Origin of the sequence: Paenibacillus sp. PsM32 (genome assembly GCF_030433815.1) — a bacterium.
GTDB lineage: Bacteria > Bacillota > Bacilli > Paenibacillales > Paenibacillaceae > Saccharibacillus > Saccharibacillus kyungheensis.
On the sequence record NZ_JARUWY010000008.1, the window covers coordinates 156,068 to 175,816 of the forward strand.

General features: G+C 38.6%; 18 protein-coding genes. All 18 read left to right on the forward strand.

Translation table 11 applies throughout. The features are described from left to right. The first annotated feature begins 54 nt into the window (after positions 1-54). The 18 genes from QCD85_RS16120 to QCD85_RS16205 all read left to right on the forward strand — a co-directional run bounded on the left by QCD85_RS16120 (position 55) and on the right by QCD85_RS16205 (position 19,412). On the forward strand, positions 55-5,643 hold the full coding sequence (locus QCD85_RS16120; RefSeq protein ID WP_301263221.1) for an RHS repeat domain-containing protein: 5,589 nt from the start codon (positions 55-57) through the stop codon (positions 5,641-5,643). A gap of 19 nt (positions 5,644-5,662) precedes the next feature. Next, a complete protein-coding gene (locus QCD85_RS16125; protein ID WP_301263222.1) occupies positions 5,663-5,959 on the forward strand; it encodes a hypothetical protein in 297 nt (98 codons plus the stop codon). Between the two features lie 242 nt (positions 5,960-6,201). Next, positions 6,202-6,336 carry a hypothetical protein gene (locus tag QCD85_RS16130; RefSeq protein ID WP_301263223.1) on the forward strand — a complete coding sequence of 45 codons (135 nt, stop codon included), beginning with the start codon at positions 6,202-6,204 and terminating at the stop codon, positions 6,334-6,336. A gap of 48 nt (positions 6,337-6,384) precedes the next feature. After that, complete coding sequence (locus QCD85_RS16135; protein WP_301263224.1) at positions 6,385-6,846, forward strand: hypothetical protein; 462 nt, start codon at positions 6,385-6,387, stop codon at positions 6,844-6,846. Positions 6,847-7,010: 164 nt separating this feature from the next. Beyond that, a complete protein-coding gene (locus QCD85_RS16140) occupies positions 7,011-8,264 on the forward strand; it encodes an aspartate kinase (protein ID WP_273612948.1) in 1,254 nt (417 codons plus the stop codon). A 117-nt stretch (positions 8,265-8,381) separates the two neighbouring features. Next, a complete protein-coding gene (locus tag QCD85_RS16145) occupies positions 8,382-8,744 on the forward strand; it encodes a VOC family protein (protein ID WP_273612947.1) in 363 nt (120 codons plus the stop codon). 196 nt (positions 8,745-8,940) lie between these two features. Then, a complete protein-coding gene (gene accB / locus QCD85_RS16150; protein ID WP_273612946.1) occupies positions 8,941-9,426 on the forward strand; it encodes an acetyl-CoA carboxylase biotin carboxyl carrier protein in 486 nt (161 codons plus the stop codon). A gap of 43 nt (positions 9,427-9,469) precedes the next feature. Next, complete coding sequence (gene accC / locus QCD85_RS16155) at positions 9,470-10,813, forward strand: acetyl-CoA carboxylase biotin carboxylase subunit (RefSeq protein WP_204823426.1); 1,344 nt, start codon at positions 9,470-9,472, stop codon at positions 10,811-10,813. A gap of 67 nt (positions 10,814-10,880) precedes the next feature. Then, complete coding sequence (locus tag QCD85_RS16160; RefSeq protein ID WP_204823427.1) at positions 10,881-11,294, forward strand: Asp23/Gls24 family envelope stress response protein; 414 nt, start codon at positions 10,881-10,883, stop codon at positions 11,292-11,294. An 81-nt stretch (positions 11,295-11,375) separates the two neighbouring features. Beyond that, positions 11,376-11,915 carry an alkaline shock response membrane anchor protein AmaP gene (gene amaP / locus QCD85_RS16165; RefSeq protein WP_273612945.1) on the forward strand — a complete coding sequence of 180 codons (540 nt, stop codon included), beginning with the start codon at positions 11,376-11,378 and terminating at the stop codon, positions 11,913-11,915. Positions 11,916-11,930: 15 nt separating this feature from the next. Beyond that, positions 11,931-12,164 carry a DUF2273 domain-containing protein gene (locus QCD85_RS16170; RefSeq protein ID WP_204823429.1) on the forward strand — a complete coding sequence of 78 codons (234 nt, stop codon included), beginning with the start codon at positions 11,931-11,933 and terminating at the stop codon, positions 12,162-12,164. Between the two features lie 224 nt (positions 12,165-12,388). After that, a complete protein-coding gene (gene nusB, locus QCD85_RS16175) occupies positions 12,389-12,850 on the forward strand; it encodes a transcription antitermination factor NusB (RefSeq protein WP_273612944.1) in 462 nt (153 codons plus the stop codon). 98 nt (positions 12,851-12,948) lie between these two features. Beyond that, a complete protein-coding gene (folD, locus tag QCD85_RS16180; protein ID WP_273612943.1) occupies positions 12,949-13,806 on the forward strand; it encodes a bifunctional methylenetetrahydrofolate dehydrogenase/methenyltetrahydrofolate cyclohydrolase FolD in 858 nt (285 codons plus the stop codon). A gap of 17 nt (positions 13,807-13,823) precedes the next feature. Further along, positions 13,824-15,185 carry an exodeoxyribonuclease VII large subunit gene (gene xseA, locus QCD85_RS16185; RefSeq protein WP_274172355.1) on the forward strand — a complete coding sequence of 454 codons (1,362 nt, stop codon included), beginning with the start codon at positions 13,824-13,826 and terminating at the stop codon, positions 15,183-15,185. Next, positions 15,172-15,432, forward strand: a complete 261-nt coding sequence (gene xseB / locus QCD85_RS16190) for an exodeoxyribonuclease VII small subunit (protein ID WP_301263225.1) — start codon at positions 15,172-15,174, stop codon at positions 15,430-15,432. The genes xseA and xseB overlap by 14 nt, the downstream gene beginning before the upstream one ends. Then, positions 15,425-16,327, forward strand: coding sequence for a polyprenyl synthetase family protein (locus tag QCD85_RS16195; RefSeq protein ID WP_373461974.1), 903 nt, complete (start codon positions 15,425-15,427; stop codon positions 16,325-16,327). The genes xseB and QCD85_RS16195 overlap by 8 nt, the downstream gene beginning before the upstream one ends. A 216-nt stretch (positions 16,328-16,543) precedes the next feature. Beyond that, positions 16,544-18,448: a 1-deoxy-D-xylulose-5-phosphate synthase gene (gene dxs / locus QCD85_RS16200; RefSeq protein WP_273612940.1), complete on the forward strand. Its 1,905-nt coding sequence runs from the start codon at positions 16,544-16,546 to the stop codon at positions 18,446-18,448. 106 nt (positions 18,449-18,554) lie between these two features. Further along, the gene (locus tag QCD85_RS16205; RefSeq protein WP_301263226.1) at positions 18,555-19,412 is read left to right on the forward strand and encodes a TlyA family RNA methyltransferase; all 858 of its coding nucleotides are present in this window, start codon (positions 18,555-18,557) and stop codon (positions 19,410-19,412) included. Positions 19,413-19,749: the final 337 nt, after the last annotated feature.

The window sequence follows — 19,749 nt, forward strand, 5'->3', positions numbered from 1 at the left end:
TAAAAATTAAAGAAAGAAAATAAAATCAAAGATATTCAAAGGGGAAAATAAATAATGCAGATAATTTTAAAAAAACTATTAATTAGTTTGATTTTATTAAGTATTTTTAGTAATTCTTTTAGAATTGGGAGTAATACATCTCTGCTTGCAGCATCTAATCCTTCTTCTCAAATAGCCTTTCCTTCTATTCATAATATCTCGCCACCAGATGTAACTCGTATTCCAGAAGATTTTAAGCCAACTAAAATAGAACCTCTAAAAGCTATTAATCTAGATCAAGTAATAGATAATGTGTATAAAGATAATCTATCAACTGATTCTTCTCTGATGCGCTCTTTTGGTGTATCAACAAAAATGATAACAGAGGAAGAAAATAATATGGATGGTTTCTCAAAAATAGAGATTCCAGAAATTCCAGATTCAGCATTGACTAATCAACAAGTAGAAGATCTCATCTTGCATGGTGCTACAGAATGGGATGTATACCAAATACATAAACTAATGCAGTTAAATGCTATCGATCCATTGAATGTATGGATAATGAAACAAGAAAGTGGCTTAACTTGGGAAGAATGGTTGCTAAGTAAGCAGGCTGATCAACAAGGTTTAAAAGGAGCATCTTCAGTTACAGAAGATGTTTATGTACCAATAGATCATGAATTTGAAAATACAACAGTATCTACTGATACATATTCTGGAAACGGACTTTCTAGCTCATTACGAAGTATGCGTTCAATGACAGCAACTCAATCTTTAAATGGGCAAGTAGATAATGTACTCCGTGGATTAGTAATGCTACAGCAAGTGAATCAAACTGCCAAAGAACAGTATTCTGATCGTGAAGGAACAAACGAAATTATAGACCCTGCAACAGGTGCGTTAACATGGAAATCAAATATATTAAATTATTCTGGAAGAGATGGTTTAGATTTAGATTTGAGTTTAATGTATCAGTCGAATCAAGCGTATGCCTTTTTAACAGCAAAAGGTAAATTCCCTGTGGCACATTATCCAGGAGATGGTGGAGAGCCAATTATTACTTATCCAAGTGATGCAGGAAACATTTTGTGGAAAACGGACAATTATAATCTTTCTCGTTATAATATTGGATTAGGGTGGTCATTTCAATTTCCTTCTGTGCAACATGATTCAGGTTATAGTTACTATCATGATGGGCATGGAGCTGTATATCAAATTGATTTCAAAGCAACCAAAGGTTTAGAAACAACCACTCATTTAAAGAATTATTCAGGCAAGACAATGAAATTTATGCAAGACAATAATGGGACATTCAATAACGGACAAGTATCTTCTGCTTATTATTTAGAATATGCCGATAAAAAACGTGAGTATTTTGCAGCAGATGGATTACTGATTGGAATCGTCGATCGATTTGATAATAAAATCATCTTTGAGCATAGTGAAAAATATACTTATGATGGTAATGCTAAATTAATTTCTTATATTACTGATTCATTAGGTAGAAAATTGTATTTCCAATATTTTTATAATGGAGCTAAAACTACAACTATAGTCTATTCAATAACTCAAGGAGAAGAAACAAGAGTTGAATTAGTCATAAGGACTGATTCTCCATATTTAAATTATAAAGAACAAACTGTAGGGTTTGCGCCAATGTTAAGCGAAATAGCAACTGCACGACTTAATTCTTCTTCTGGAGAATATGATGTTTTGGAAGAAATAAGGTTTAACTACAATTCTAAAACGGCGCGTTTTAATTATGGCGAAAAAAATTACCATCCAAATATGGGGGTTAATGTTTATAATTTATTGACAGAAATTGAATACCCCAAATCGTATAGCTATTATGAATACAATAATCAAGTGATTCGAAATTTAGGTCATAATGGAATGACCGACGATTTTACAGTAACCACTCGATCAGATGAATATAAAAAACAAGATGAAAGTAAACATACTCAACTTTTAAATCATATTAATTATACCTATTTAGGTGAATATACAGGTTATCCTGATGTTAGACATCCTGAACAATTACCTGAGAGTTACCGATATGGATCTACAGCTACAAGCCAAAGTAGTACAGCTAGAAATGGGAATAAAACTATTACTACTTTTAATGGTAAAGGAGCTAAAATTTCAACTGAGCATATAGCTAGCAATGGAGAACGAAAAATAGAAAATATATTATCATATCATCCTGATTTTAAATTTAGTCCCTTAAAAATATCGACAACTACTCAAGACAGTGTAGGTAGCCATAAACTATTCGTTGAAAATATGTATGACGGGCTTGGTAATATTACTCAGACGACATTACCTTTAACAGAAAATCAATTAAATGATGTTAATTTCAAAAGAACTCATTCAACCACATATAGCTATGAACCTAATTATAATTTATTAGCAACCAAGACCTCTTATCAACAAGAAAATCAACCTTTAATAGAAAAATATTATTATAATTCCCAAGGAAGATTGCAATCAACAACAGATGCTAACGATCAGACCACAACATATACTTATGAAATGGTGCCAGGTCAAGAAAAAATTATTAGTAGAATAATAGAAGAACATCCGATCAGAGAAGGTTTGAAAAGTAAAATAATAATAGATTATGGAAGCGAAACGTCATACACGTATCCTTCTAAAATAACAGAATATTTCAAATCAAGTACTAATGGAGAAACCAAGCAAACTCAAAAAAGTTGGACATATCGATTAAAAACAGGACAAATTTTAACAGAGAAAGATACCGAAGGAAAAGAAACATCAAATACGTACGATATATGGGATCGTCTAATTTCAACTAAATATCCGGCGATTACAAATAATGATGGCGAAAAGTATAGTCAAGAAACTAAAATGACCTATCATCAAGTATATGCAAAAATGGATTTACAACAGTCTCCTATTGCAGCTACTCAGATAAATACAGAAACAGAGTATACTCAGCAATCTAATGGAGTACAATCTGCATTTTCGCCTATTATTGAAATATATAATGGATGGGGACAACCTATTTCTCAATCTGCGGTGGATTTTAGAAAAGGATTCCCTGATAATATTGGATTTTTAGATGTCCAGAATTATGATTACAATGATCAACAGCAACCTATTCAAACTAAAAAATTTGTATATTGGTATAACAAAAATGGAACAGTATATGAGGAAGCGTACCCTTCTATTTTACAAAATAAACTCGCTTACGATGTATGGGGAGAGCTTAAAGAAACAATAGACACCAAAGGGAATATTACATCAGTGGAAACTGAGCCTTCTCAATATAAAGAAACACTATCTTTTATGGATGCCAATAGAGATAAATTAAATGTAGTAGAGCAGAATTATGATCAGTGGGGGAATTTATTAACAACCAAAACTTTTAAAAATGTACAAGTAAAGAACGAAGTAATACAAGAATCATATACGTATGATATTACAGGTAATGTAATAAGTTATACTGATCCTAAAAAAAATCAGAATAATGAGGGAGTTACACAAAGATTTACTTATGATCGTTTAAATCGTTTAACCAGTTTGAAAGATGCTCTTAATCAAACAGCAACTTATCGTTATGATGGAAATGATCAGTTAATTCATGTGAGTTTAAATGATACTAAAGGGACTCCAACACAAACCATCTATAATAAAGATTATAATGAATCTTCGTTATTGTTAAGCAAAACAGATCCAGAAAATGAAAGTACTCAAAATCAGTATGATCATTTAGGTAGATTACAATCAACTAAAGATCGAAATGGTGCGAGTACAAAGTATACGTATGATGAACAGAATCAAATAAAAACATACCAAAAAATAATGAGTTCTCCTAAAAAACAAACAGTTAATTATTATCATACTTTTGGTAAAGATAATATTTTAACAAGCGAATCTAGTTTGGAGATGAGTGGTGCTTCACAGATACGTCAAATTACAACAATAGATACATCTCAGAGAGTCACCCAACGCCAAGATTTTAACACTAATAATGATTACTTTAGTGTCTCTAAATTTTCTTATGATGTATGGGGAAGACAAGGATCAAGAACATTGTTTTATGGCGGTGGTGAGAATGGCTTTACGTCTGCTCTACAACAGAACAACAAATATGATAATCATGAACAATTAATAGAAGTAAGTACAGGAAAGAACAATGATTACAAGGTGACATATGCGTACCGACCACAAGGAATGTTGGAATCTATTACTCATAGACCACTCGTAACAGGTAAAATACTAAAAGCAAATTATACGTATAATACGCTAAATCAATTAACAGCTATGACGAACAATTTGGATAAGGATGAACTCTCAGCCTCTCTTTACGATTATGATAGTAATGGCAATATTGTTAAAAGTATAGAACGTCGTAAGGGACAAGATACAACTGAAAAAAGATATGAATATGATAAATTAAATAGATTGATTGAAGTATATTCAGGTAATATTTTGCTTTCGCGATACACATATGATTTGCGTGGTAATCGCTTAACACTAGAAAATAATCAAGAAGAAAAATTATCTGAAATTAATTATGGCTATAATGCTTTAGATCAATTGGATCAGTATAAGGAAGGAACCACATCTACAACATTTCATTATCTTCCGAGTGGAATACGGTATGAAAAAAATGTAAGCGAGAAAGATAATCAAGGAAGAATAAACACCAAAAAACATCATTATGTAAGTAACGATGAAGGAAAAGTTGTTTTTGAAGCCATGGATCAGAAATTCAACGAATATATTCGAGGAGATCGAGTATTACTGAAATTTAGCAAATCTAATTTATATAATAGTCAGTATTCAACTCCTCATTATTACTTGTACAATGGACATGGGGATGTTATTGGTTTACTGGATGGTTATGGTACACAAGTGAACACGTATGACTATGACGAATTTGGAAATACTGTAGCTGAAAAAGAGAAGACGTGGAATCCATTCAAATATGCAGGAGAGTATCAGGATAACGAGAGTGGATTGTATTATCTGAATGCTCGGTATTATGATCCAAGCATGGGAAGGTTCTTGAATGAGGATACCTATGAAGGAGATATATACGATCTTCTCACATTAAATGTATTCACATATGTTATTAATAATCCGTTGATTTATACAGATCCTACAGGTAATCATCATCGTGCAGATGGAGGAGCAGTTAGTGGTGGCGGAAGAGCTAGTGTTCCAAAATGGATGACATGGGGTGCGGACAAACCTACTATAAAATCGAATACTTCTTTGTCTGCAGCTAAGAGAGTGAATATTAGCCCTAGTTCCAGAGCAAAAATTTCTAACTCATCTTTCTCTAAACAAGTCTCACAACAAGTCAAAGATGCTATGACTGTAAAAAATGGAACTCTGGCCTTCAAAAATTTTGATCTTGCAAATGCTTATGTTAAACCAAAACACCTTTCCAATTCTGGAAATGGTGGTAAGTTCATTGAAACTACAAAAAGAGAAGCAGAAGAAACTTTGAGAAAAGCGATGCGTAGAGGTGTCATTGATCAAGTAAAAGACAATGGTCTGACAAGTCAAGGTAAACAATCTTACGAAATAATAATTGATGCAGGTAAAGTGGTAGGAACAAAAGGGCAGGAAAGAATAAAAATTGTTATTTCTGAAGATGGCGGAATGTTGAGCGCTTATCCTGTAAGATAAAAAGCAGAGGAGTGGAAAGATGATTGATGTAATGGAACGTTTTTTAGAGGATGAAATATCTTCCCAAGAACTATATGAAGAGATATATTCATTTATTGATTCTTTTCATATTAGAAATGGTGAATTTGAAGCTAATTATTATATAATAAAAAAAATGGATCAATACAATTTTTTTATATATGCAGAGAATATATTCCCTGATAATCACAGAGAGATACCTTACAGTTTATCTATTTATAAAAATGATTTAATAAAAAGTATTAATCGTTATGCTCAATTGAATGGTTTTACTTTGATGGGTAATTTAGATAGTTGAGTGAGTAATGTTTTATATTTAATGAAATGGAATTTTTACTATCAGAACTGGATGAACAAATAGGATAGTTTCGATTTTATTGCTGATGTCAATTCTGTTACCATACTGGAGTTGGCATCAAAATCTATCTCGTTGCGTCGAATTTTTCTAGTATTATCCTGATTGACAGAGATTTCTTTATAGACAAATAGTATAGGCGTGAAGAGATATGAGTGCTAAACTAATGCCGCAGGTGATACAAAATGAAATGGACGAAGAGAGAGATCAAACGCGTATTTGAGGATTTAGGTTTTGAACGTATTTTTATCAAAGAAGCTACTGTATTTAAATCAGAAAAAGTACATTGCAAGCTTACTTTTAGTGAAAATGAGGTATGAAAAACAAAAAATCAATTTCTTTATACTAAACCTAGTACTCCTGGAATTTTGGATGCAGAAATAGATGATCAAGAAATACATTTATGGTTTACACAAGAATCTTGGGAAGATCCTTGGCTCAAAATGAGAAACCAATTTGATCAAATTTCTTTAGAAAAATTAATCATTGAAATTGTTGAAATTTTCTTGTGCGGTCATCCAAACTATAAAAGATTTTTAGGACTTTTAGGCTCAAATTCAACAAGTCGTATACACAATCAACAAACGATATATAGTTTGGTGGATATTAACATTAACAGAAAAAATAATGATATTAAAGAAATCGAACTGCATATAGATACAGAAGAATTATTCATTTGTAAGCTAAAATTATATATAAATGCACCAATGGATTTCTTTGAAATTCAACAACAGAAATATTTAGTTGAACAAGAAATTGTAATGGAAGTTAAAAATAATAAATTAATAATTTTTTTGAATGATTCAGTTATTGAAGTTATTATCAATTGATTTATCTTAATTTACGGGTAGTACTTAACGCGTTCTCGTATTATACTGTTAAAGACTAAGCATGTTCATGCATTATTATGTATGAAACGCCTAAATACGCTGTTCAATCCGGGTAAAATATTGTAGAGATAATATACCCGTATCAAGTAGGGAGTGAAGAAGTCTTGGCTTTGTATGTCATGAAATTCGGCGGTAGTTCCGTCGGGGATACCGAGCGCATGCAACGTGTAGCAAAGCGCATTATTGAGAAGCAAGATGAAGGACACGACTGTGTAGTCGTTGTTTCGGCAATGGGAGATACTACAGATGATTTGATTGATCAGGCACGTCTGCTCAATCCGAATCCGCCTGCTCGTGAAATGGATATGTTGATGACGACAGGTGAACAGATCTCGATGGCGATGTTATCGATGGCGATTCAGCATCTAGGTAGAGAAGCCGTATCGTTTACCGGTTGGCAAGCAGGTTTTGAGACAGAAGCGGAACATGGCAAGGCACGCATACGTAATATTCAGCCTGAACGTGTACTTAAAGCGATCGGAGCAGGTAAAATCGTGATCGTAGCGGGATTTCAGGGAATTACAGCAGAAGGCGAGATTACAACATTTGGACGCGGAGGATCAGATACAACAGCAGTTGCACTTGCAGCAGCTATTAATGCCGATACTTGTGAAATTTACACCGATGTTGATGGTATTTATTCCACTGATCCACGTATTGTGAAATGTGCTCGCAAACTACAAGAGATATCTTATGACGAAATGCTAGAACTGGCGAATTTAGGGGCAGCGGTACTTCATCCACGTGCTGTAGAATATGCCAAGCATAACAATGTACGCCTCGTTGTGCGCTCTAGCTTTAACTATAATGAAGGAACCGTTGTGAAGGAGGAGACAACTATGGAACAGGGAGCAGTCGTTAACGGCATTGCTTATGACAAAAATGTAGCACGTCTTACAATCCGTGGCGTTGCTGATCTACCGGGAGTACTTGCGAAAATGTTTGGAGAACTCGCAACTGCCAAAATAGACGTTGACCTTATCGTACAGAGCGGTGTGTTAGATGGCAAAGCAGACTTTTCCTATACAGTAAGTCTAGCAGATCGTGAACGTGCACTTGCAGTTATGGAAAGCTTGCGTAGCGAACTTCCTTTCAGTGAAGTCACTTCTGAAATTGATCTAGTCAAAGTATCGATCGTGGGTGCAGGTATGGTCAGTCATCCGGGTGTAGCTGCGCAAATGTTTGCTGCCATCTCTGCACAGGGAGTTAGTATTAAGATGGTAAGTACATCTGAGATCAAAGTATCCTGCGTAATCGAAGCAAGTCGCTTGCAAGATGTAGTGGCTGCACTTCATACAGCATATGGTCTGGATACCGAAGAACAAGCATTTGTAGGCGGCCCTCAAGACCGTCGTTAAATCAATTGTATTGCGATACAACTGCATAATAAAGCATAACATTTATAAAATTTGAAAGAGATTATTCCGATGCAAGGCTAACCTGGATGCAATGCTGTTTATAAGGGAGGAAGCTGTATGAATCATTATTCCGTTCCAATTATAGCGAGCCAAGACCTTGATAAGAGTGAAGCTTTCTATAGACGATTAGGATTTGATGTACTCCATGATTATGGTCATTACCGTATTCTGTCTGATAGACGCGGTTGGCATCTGCATTTGAATTATGTACCAGATTGGCCCAAAACGGTCGAAGACAATCCTTTCGGTTTATATTTGTATGTGGAAAATGTAGATGAGATAGCTGCACAGGTAAGTGATTTGATTATCGAAAAAGGAACACCTTGCGTAAAGCCCTGGGGAGTATATGAATTTGCAGTGAGTGATCCTAGTGGTCTGCTTGTCCGCATCGGTCGAATAATTCCGCAAGATGAAGAGTAGAGCATTGGTTAATCTTCCAATCGCAAAATTGAAAATCAATAAGGAGTTGTCTACCAGATAATTGGTAGATGGATTCTTTATTAAAAAGGCGTGAACAAAGATGTTCACGCCTTTTTAATGAATGTGCTATAATACATAGCGTTATGTGTAACTTTCCGTGTACAACGGGCAATGAAGCTAAAGGAGTGAAAAATAGATGTTTAACTTAAATGAAATTAAAGAATTGATTCAATTGGTAGACGAGACATCTGTACAAGAAGTAGAAATCGAAAATGAAGGATCACGTTTAGTGATTCGTAAGCCAAGCAAAGCTGAGACTGTGTATGTACAACAAGCGGCAAGTGCACCAGTAGCTACACCTCAAGCGGTGCAAGCGCCTGTAACAGCACCAACATCTGCTACCCCAGCGGCAGCACCGACTACTCCGGAAGTAGACCCTTCTTTACATACCATTGTATCGCCTATGGTTGGAACGTTCTATCGTTCTTCTTCACCAGAAGCGGCTCCTTTTGTAAGCACGGGTGATCAAGTCAACGATAAATCGACTGTATGTATTATCGAAGCGATGAAGCTGATGAATGAGCTTGAAGCAGAGACTAAAGGAACAATCGTAGAGATTTTGGCAGAAAACGGACAGCTTGTTGAATACGGACAGCCATTATTCTTAGTAAAACCGGAATAAGCAAGACATTGCTTTTGCCAAATCCCGGAGGAGGAAACGTAAAATGAAATTTCATAAAATACTGATAGCGAATCGTGGAGAAATTGCGGTTCGTATTATCCGTGCTTGTCGCGAATTAGGCATAGCTACTGTAGCTGTCTATTCTGAAGCAGATCGCGAATCATTGCACGTACGGTTGGCTGATGAAGCATACTGCATCGGGCCGACTTTATCCAAAGATAGCTATCTAAACTTAACCAACTTAATGAGTGTTGCGACATTGACTGAATGTGATGCTGTTCACCCGGGTTATGGTTTCTTAGCTGAAAATGCAGATTTCGCAGAGATCTGTGAATCTTGCAATATTACGTTTATCGGACCATCACCAGATGCGATTACACGTATGGGTGATAAGTCTGAAGCGAAGCGTACAATGATTGCCGCAGGCGTACCGGTTATTCCGGGTTCTGACGGAATCGTAGAAGATATGGACGAAGCGATCGTGATCGCACGTGAGATTGGTTACCCTGTCATTATCAAAGCTACCGCAGGTGGTGGAGGTAAAGGGATTCGCCTTGCAGAAGACGAAGAATCACTAATCAAACAAATCACAGCTGCTCAACAAGAAGCGCAAAAAGCGTTTGGTAATGGTGGCGTTTATTTAGAAAAATATTTAACGTCGATGAAGCATGTGGAAGTGCAGATTATTGCAGACAAACATGGTAATGCGGTTCATTTAGGTGAACGTGATTGCTCGGTACAACGTCGTCGTCAAAAATTGGTTGAAGAAGCACCTTGTCCTGTACTATCTCCTGAATTGCGCGAAGAAATGGGAGCGGCTGCTGTACGTGCTGCTGTTGCTGTTAATTATTCAGGTGCAGGTACACTGGAATTCTTGCTTGGAGAAGATGGACAATTTTACTTTATGGAAATGAATACTCGTATTCAAGTTGAACATCCAGTTACTGAAATGGTAACGGGAATAGATTTGATTCAGGAAATGATTTCTGTAGCAGAAGGTAATCCACTTTCTTTCCGTCAAGATGAAGTAGTGATCAACGGATGGTCTATGGAATGTCGTATCAATGCCGAAGATCCTGAACGTAACTTTATGCCAAGTCCAGGTAAGATTGATTTCTATTTACCACCAGGTGGTCCGGGTGTACGTGTAGATAGTGGCGCATATCCAGGATATACGATCAGTCCTTACTATGATTCCATGATCGCGAAGTTGATTGTCTGGGCTCCAACTCGTGAGCAAGCTATTGCCAAAATGAAACGTGCTTTAGATGAATTTGCGATTGAAGGTATTTATACTACAATTCCTTTCCATATGCGTCTATTGAATCATGAGACATTTGTACGTGGCGATTTTGACATCAAGTTCCTTGAGGAAAACGAAGTTTAAGTTTGTTTGTCAATGAATCATTCACATGTTATATTTAGTTTACTTAGCAGGAGGTGTATAGATAAATATGAGTACGTTACCGACTGAATTTGAGCGGACAGATATAGGTGAGATTCAGATTGCTCCCGAGGTCATTGAAGTGATCGCAGGTCTAGCGACAATTGAAGTAAAAGGTGTAGCAGGCATGAGTGGCGGCTTTGCCGGTGGTATTGCTGAATTGCTCGGTCGCAAAAATCTTTCCCGTGGTGTAAAAGTAGAAGTAGGACAACGTGAAGCAGCTGTAGATGTCTCTGTGATTGTTCATTATGGACATCGTCTACCTGAAGTGGCAGCTGAGATTCAGCGTAATGTCAAACGTTCTATTGAAACGATGACTGGTCTAACTGTAGTTGAAGTAAATGTACAGATTCATGATGTGCATTTAGAGACGACAGAGAAGAGCAGAAGCGAAGAAGTAGAATTTTCACAGCGGGTCAAATAAGTACGAAAAGCAATCATAAACCCCCGACGTAACAGTCAGGGGTTTACTATGTTTACTATAATGTAAAGGGGCTGCACACTCTTGGCTAAAATTATAGACAGACTGCTTTTATTTATTTACAGTCTGAGCATTGGAATCTTGTCTGTGCTTGCAATCCTTTTACTAAGTGGCAAAGTGCCTGTAGAATTGAATGATCGTAACGAACAAAATCTGTATATTACGATTGTGATTGTAGCTGTAATCTTATTTTTGCTAAGTATCCGCTTTTTCTATCTATCTGTGCGTTCAGAGCGTGGACATCATCATTCGGTGCATCAACGTACAGAATTTGGGGATATTCAGATTTCACTGGAAACGGTAGAAAATATGTGCCTCAAAGTAGCAGAGCGTTCGCGTGGTGTACGTGATGTCAAAACACGTGTGCGGGTGATCGAATCGGGTCTTGAAATTATGATTAGAGCGATCGTAGACGGAGAAAGTTCTATTCCAGAACTGACGGAAAATATGCAAAAATCGGTTCATGATCAAGTCGAAGAAATTACAGGTATTCCGGTATCCTCGGTATCGGTGTTTATAGCGAATATCGTTCAATCTCCTGCATTCAAAAGCAGAGTGGAGTAGAAGGGAGTTCTCCTTATGATATGGAAAGCGATCTGGGAAACTCACGGAGGACGGATAACAGGTGTAGCCGCAGGTCTTTTGTTCGGAGTATTATATGTGGTAGTTGGTTTTTGGGATATGTTGTTCTTTGCACTGTTAGTGTTCATAGGCTATAGCGTCGGCAAGCATAAAGATATGCGATTAGGCTCTGTCATTCCCTGGGAACGGGTGAATGCGTGGATATCGGATCGCTGGCGCCCGTTTAAATGAACCTGTCATACCTCATTCCCGGACTACGTATTGGATCATAAATTATACAGCCGGGCATGATGTACGACAGGTTTTTTGGTATGCTAGAAGATATGAACTTGAAAGATCGATAGATGCGAATAGGTTGTCGTGAGTACAATAAATGAATTGAAAATAATAAGGTACACAGGATAGTAGGCTGAATGTAGATGTAGCTGCTTATCCATACCGGGAGGAACCCAAGAATGAAAAGAAGATTAGCACGTGAGATCGTTGTACAAAGTCTGTACCAAATGGAAATGAACGATGTAAAAGCAGAAGAAGCGATCGAAATGTTGCTGGAAGAAGCAGCACAAGAAAACGAATCTGAAGTTGAAATTCGTGATGAAGCCAAATTAAAAGCATATGTACTTGATATCGTAAACGGTACATTTACGAACAAAGAAGCGATCGATCACCTATTGGAAGAGTATTTGAAAGGCTGGCAGATCAGCCGTCTATCTCGTGTAGACAGCCAGATTTTGCGTCAAGCCGTCTATGAAATGGTATTCCATAATGATGTACCTGCCAAAGTCGCTGTCAATGAAGCGATCGAATTGTCCAAGCATTTTGGTACAGAAGAATCCGGTAAATTCGTTAACGGTGTACTGGGTAAAATGATTCAAGATCTGGATAAATTAAAAGAAGCACGCACAGAAGCAGAATAATCATTTTTTAGAGTAAAAGATCATCAGACATCAACGATAAACGTCAAGCAGTTGAACGATAAAACTTAATTTTCCGAACAGGTAAAGGAGCGATTATCATGACAGCAACAATTATCAATGGTAAACAAATAGCAGAAGACATTCGTGAAGGTATCCGTCAAGAAATGGAACAATTGAAAACAACAGGTTTCCAACCAGGGCTCGCTGTTGTACTGGTAGGGGAAGACCCTGCTTCACAAGTATATGTGCGCCATAAAGAAAAAGCTTGTCATGATCTTGGCTATTACTCTGAAGTACACCGTCTACCATCTACAACTTCGCAAGAAGAATTGTTAGCGATGGTCGATCGATTGAATAAGCAAGAAAATATTAACGGCATTTTAGTACAGCTTCCATTGCCAGAGCAGATTGAAGAAAAAGCAATCATCAATGCGATTTCTCCAGAAAAAGATGTCGATGGTTTTCACCCGATCAGCGTAGGAAATCTGGTTATTGGTGACGATAGCCTATTGCCTTGTACACCTGCGGGCGTAATTGAATTAATCAAGCGTGCAGGCGTTGAGATTTCGGGTAAACATGCTGTAGTCATTGGACGCAGTAATATTGTAGGTAAACCAGTATCTCTGTTATTACAACGTGAAAATGCAACAGTAACGATGTGTCACTCCCGGACAAGCAATATGAAAGAATTAGCTAAACAAGCAGACATTCTGGTGGTAGCGATCGGAAAAGCTAACTTTGTTGATGCTAGTTATATTAAGCCCGGTGCTGTCGTTATTGATGTAGGGGTGAATCGTCTGGATAACGGTAAGCTTGCAGGCGATGTTGATTTTGAAAGTGCGAAGCAAGTATCCGGTCCGATTACTCCTGTACCCGGCGGTGTAGGCCCAATGACGATTACGATGTTAATGCAGAACACTCTGGTCGCTGCGAAACGTGCTCACGGCTTGAAGTAAGGAAGGCGGCTGATGGTATGCAGCAGCAAAAAGTCTATTCAATCAAAGAAATAAACAAATATATTCGGATGAAAATGGAATCCGATCCATTGTTGTCCGAGGTGTGGTTACGCGGTGAAATTTCGAATTTCACCCATCATTCCAGTGGACATATGTATTTTACGTTAAAAGATGAAAGCAGTCGTATCAAAACGATTATGTTTGCTTCTCACAATCAGCGTCTTCCTTTTATACCTAAAGAAGGCGCTAGAGTGATGGCAAAAGGCAATATCTCTGTATTTGAAAGGGACGGACAGTATCAATTTTATGTGACGCAAATGCAACCGGATGGCATAGGAAGTCTATATCTTGCCTATGAACAGCTCAAGCAGAAGTTGGAGCATGAAGGGCTTTTTGATTCTACACGTAAGCGTCCATTACCTCTGTATCCCAAAGTGATCGGTGTGATTACTTCCGGTACAGGAGCAGCAGTGCGAGATATTTTAACAACGATTCGTAGACGATATCCGATCGTTAAGATTGAAGTCTACCCTGTACTGGTGCAAGGAAAAGGGGCAGGAGCTTCTGTCGTCAAAGCGATCCAAAATTTCAATCGTATGCAAGAAGCAGATGTATTGATTGTCGGTCGTGGTGGTGGATCACTGGAAGAATTATGGGCGTTCAATGAAGAAATCGTGGCACGTGCTATCGCTTCTTCAACGATTCCTATTATTTCTGCAGTCGGTCATGAGACTGACTTTACGATTGCTGACTTTGTAGCCGATCTTCGTGCTGCAACGCCTACAGCGGCGGCAGAGCTAGCTGTACCGAATATCAATGAACTACGCGCTCAAGTAGAACAACGGCGTAGACAACTCAAGCAAGGGCTGTTACGTCTATCTCAGCGTCAACGTGAACGACTAGAACGTCTACGTCGTGCACCTGTATTGTTACATCCGCAACGTCATCTGGTTCAACATATGACGAGATTAGATATGTTAGAAAGACGGTTAAGTAGCAGTCTACAGCGTCGTGCTCATATTCAGCGTGATCGTCTGGGACGATTCAACCAGCGCTTAGCTCGTCATAATCCGCAAGAACAATTGATTTATGCTCGTCGTCGTACAGACGTAGCACGTCAACAACTGGAACTTCGTATGAGCAGTATTTTACGGCAAAAGCAACAAAAGTTAGGCTTCGGTATGAAGCAATTGGATGCGCTTAGTCCGCTTAAAGTGATGGCTAGAGGGTACAGTCTGGTGTATGACGAACAAGAACAATTGGTCAAATCTGTACAGCAGGTGCAACAAGGCGATGCTATTATCGTCAATGTAGAAGATGGACAATTGAATTGTCAGGTGACAGAGATCAAGGAGGCGGCAACCGATGGCAAAAGCTGAAAAAGAAAAAGAGTTAAACTTCGAAGAAGCAATGGATCGTCTGGAAGAAATCGTCTCCGAACTGGAAAATGGAGATGTTCCATTGGAAAAAGCAATCGACCTTTTTCAACAAGGAATGAAATTATCTCAAGTCTGCGGTTCGAAATTAGAGCAAGTAGAACGCAAAATCGAAATGATCGTAGAGGAAGATGGCGAACTGCGTAAAAAGACGTTTGATACATCAGAAAGCGGTGGCAGTATTGACTAATCGTCCGGATCTACAAACATATATGCAAGAGATTGCTACTTATGTGGGCGATCAACTGAAATTCGTTTTACCGATTGAGTGGAGTGTACCGGTCAATCTACAAGAATCGATGCAATATTCATTAATGGCAGGTGGCAAAAGACTGCGTCCATTATTCGTGATTGCAGCTGCCGAAGCTTTGGGCGGAAGCCGTCAAGCAGCTCTTCCTGTAGCTTGTGCTGTAGAAATGGTGCATACGTATTCACTTGTTCATGATGATCTACCAGCAATGGATAATGACGATTATCGTCGTGGTAAATTGACGAATCATAAAGTATACGGAGAAGCGATGGCGATTTTAGCGGGTGATGCGCTGTTAACGCAAGCATTTTACACCGTAACCGAAGCAGCCAAAGCCGGTGTGCCTGCTGAAGCAGTATTAGCGATTATTAGCGATATGTCTGAATATGCAGGACCGCGCGGGATGGTAGGCGGTCAGGTGGCTGATATGGAAGGCGAGCAAGGCATGACCGAAATTGCTCAACTGGAATATATTCATTTGCACAAAACAGCCGATCTATTTATGTTCTCTTTGACTGCTGGCGCACGTACAGCGGGTGCAACTGAAGAACAGCTAGATGCCTTGCGACGCTTCGGTTCTGACCTTGGTCTAGCGTTTCAAATTCAGGATGATATTCTGGATGTGATTGGAGACGAGGCATTACTGGGTAAAAAGACACAAAGCGATATTAAAGCTCAAAAAGTAACGTATCCTTACTTTATAGGACTCGAAGCTTCTCAAGCTGAGGTAGAACGCTTAACGGAAAGTGCGAAGCAAGCATTAGCAGAAGCTAATCTAGCAGATTCACAACGACTAGCCGAAATTGCAGATTATTTGATGAAAAGAGATCATTAATCGCAAGGTATGATCATTTTTGTTCGTCTATACGTATATAGGATAGACATTCATTATTCAGATACATCCATTTAGGCATTTTCGAAAAAAATGGAATGTTGTGATATAGTGAATAATAATATAAAAGATAGATGAAAAGTTAGGCAAGGTAAACATTATAATTTTAAAACCAATTGGATGTAGATAAGCATTCAACAAGGAAAGCGGGGAAATGGTGTGCTGCTTCCACAGATTCATCAACCAAGTGATCTTAAAGATCTAACAACAGAGCAATTAGCCGATTTAGCAGGTGAGATTCGTCAATTTCTGATCGAAAAATTGTCAGCAACTGGCGGGCACCTTGCTTCTAATCTGGGTGTAGTGGAGCTCACCCTGGCACTTCATTATTTGTACGATAGTCCAAAAGACAAAATGATTTTTGATGTTGGACATCAAGCGTATGTGCATAAAGTATTGACAGGACGGATGGATCGTTTTGATACATTGCGTAAATATAAAGGATTGTGCGGATTTGTCAAACGGAATGAAAGTGAACATGACGTATGGGAAGCCGGACATAGCAGTACTTCTTTATCTGCCGCTATGGGTATGGCACTTGCACGTGATTTCAAAAAAGAAGATAACAAAGTTATCGCGATTATCGGTGACGGTGCGTTAACAGGCGGTATGGCATTTGAAGCATTGAACCATATCGGTCATGAGCAACGTAAATTGACAGTTATTTTAAATGATAACGAAATGTCGATTGCTCCAAATGTAGGCGCAATGCACAAATATCTAGGCAAAATTCGCTCGGATAAAAATTATTTGCGTGCTAAAGATGAAATGGAATCATTGATCAAAAAGATTCCAGCAATCGGTGATAAAATTGCCAAAACGGCTGAAAAGCTTAAAGATACGCTGAAATATGCTATGGTATCGGGTGTACTATTTGAAGAATTAGGATTCACTTATCTAGGACCTGTCGATGGTCATGATATTCCTAAATTGTTGGAAACGTTGCAACAAGCGGATAATGTAGAAGGCCCTGTAATGATCCATGTAGTAACGATCAAAGGTAAAGGATATCTACCAGCAGAAGCCGATTCTTACAAATGGCATGGAATTACACCATACAAAATTGAATCCGGTCAAGTACTCAAAGCAGCAGGCGGTCATCCGATGTATACTGAAGTATTCGGTCAGACATTGATCGAACTTGCAGAGCAAGATGAGCGTATTGTAGCAGTGACACCGGCAATGCCGGGTGGTTCAGGATTGTTCCCATTTGCAGCGCGTTTCCCTGATCGTATGATTGATGTAGGGATCGCAGAGCAACATGCAGCTACGATGTGTGCGGCACTTGCAATGGAAGGCATGAAACCTGTCTATGCGGTATATTCTACATTTATGCAACGTGCGTATGATCAGATTGTGCATGATATTTGCCGTCATAATGCAAATGTAATGTTTGCAATTGATCGTGCTGGCTTTGTCGGTGCAGATGGAGAGACTCACCAAGGGGTATATGATATCGCATTTATGCGTCATATCCCGAATATGGTCATTATGATGCCGAAGGATGAGAATGAACTTCGTCATATGATGAAAACAGCTCTTGATTACAATGAAGGCCCTATCGCTTACCGTTATCCACGTATTAACGGCTTAGGTGTTCCTTTGGATCAAGTGTTAACAGCTATTCCTATCGGACAATGGGAAACGGTACGTGAAGGGGAAGGTTACGCGATTCTAGGTTCTGGGCCGATGGTTCAGCTTGGATTGGAAGTAGCCGATGAACTGAAACGTGACGGTATGAACGTGTCGGTAGTGAATGCGCGCTTTATGAAGCCGTTAGATGAGCAATTATTGCTTGATCTAGCTGCAAAAGGTACACGTATGCTTGTTGTCGAAGAAGCTTCCCAAGCAGGTAGTATGGGTAGTGCTGTGCTTGAGTTCTATGCTTCAAAAGGATTACACGATGTTGCTGTAGGCATCATGGGTGTACCGGATGAATTTATCGAACATGGCAGTATCAAAGACCAACAACGTGAAGCAGGATTAACTACTGAAAATATCGCTACTGCTCTCAAAGCGCTTGCGCCAGGCGAAGCGATTACATTTCACAAAAACTCAGTCTAATCTTTTTATAAATACACCATAAGATCAACAGAAGCGAAGCGGAGAGTATTTTGTCCGCTTCGTTTCATGTTGTTATCTCATTTTGCAAGCTAGGAGATATCCAATCATGGCAAGTGATAAAGAACGAATTGACGTCTTACTCGTCGAACAAGGCTACTACGAGAGTCGTGAGAAAGCCAAAGCAGCCATTATGGCTGGATTAGTCTATGCAGGAACAGAACGTCTGGAGAAGCCCGGTATGAAGATCGCTCGGGATACAGATCTTAATGTCAAAGGTTCTGTTCATCCCTATGTAAGTCGTGGCGGATTGAAGCTAGAGAAAGCACTTAAACATTTTGAAATCCCGATGACAGGACGAACGATGCTTGATATTGGTTCTTCAACAGGAGGATTTACCGACTGTGCATTACAACATGGAGCCGAATATGTATATGCGATTGATGTTGGTTACAATCAGCTTGATTGGTCACTTCGGAATCATCCACAAGTACAGGTAATGGAGCGGACGAACTTCCGTTATATGACACCGGATCAACTGGAAGGGCCACGTCCTAATTTTGCAAGTATCGATGTATCCTTTATCTCGTTACGATTGATGTTACCACCGCTCAAAGATTTGCTAGATCGTCCTGCTGATATTGCAGCACTGATTAAGCCTCAATTTGAAGCCGGTCGTGACAAAGTGGGCAAAACAGGCGTTGTACGTGATCCGAAGATTCATGAAGAAGTATTGCTACATGTGCTTACTTTTGCCAGAGAAATCGGATACGTATTGAAAGGTGTTACTTTTTCACCGATTACCGGGGGAGAAGGGAATATTGAATTTCTAGCTCACTGGTATCTGCCTTCCGGTGAAGGAGACGATACTGCCGAGCAACTAGATGTTATTGATATTCCTGCACTTGCTTCGCAGACCGCACTTGAAGCGGCTCATACGTTTCGCGGGGGTTCTGCTAAAAAGTAAAAATAATAAAGATCGATATGGATTCAAACACAACAAAGACCTGATGTTCGGTGTATGTTACTGAGCTCAGGTTTTTTTGTTCGTATGTATTGATTCAACTGGAAGAAAAAACTAATTCCAAAAGACTATTGATTTACGAACAGGTATTCCTATATAATGAGAACGAACGTTCCGACTATAGCGCTTAGCACTATCAGTGTAGCCTATATGCTTCACAGCGAATCGACTCAATCAAGATCGCTGAAGCTTGGACCTTCTCGTTCTGGATGTTACAATAGGATAATCTGTTCGGCTAATGATCAATGATCCTCATATCTACAGTATTTTCCATTCACAA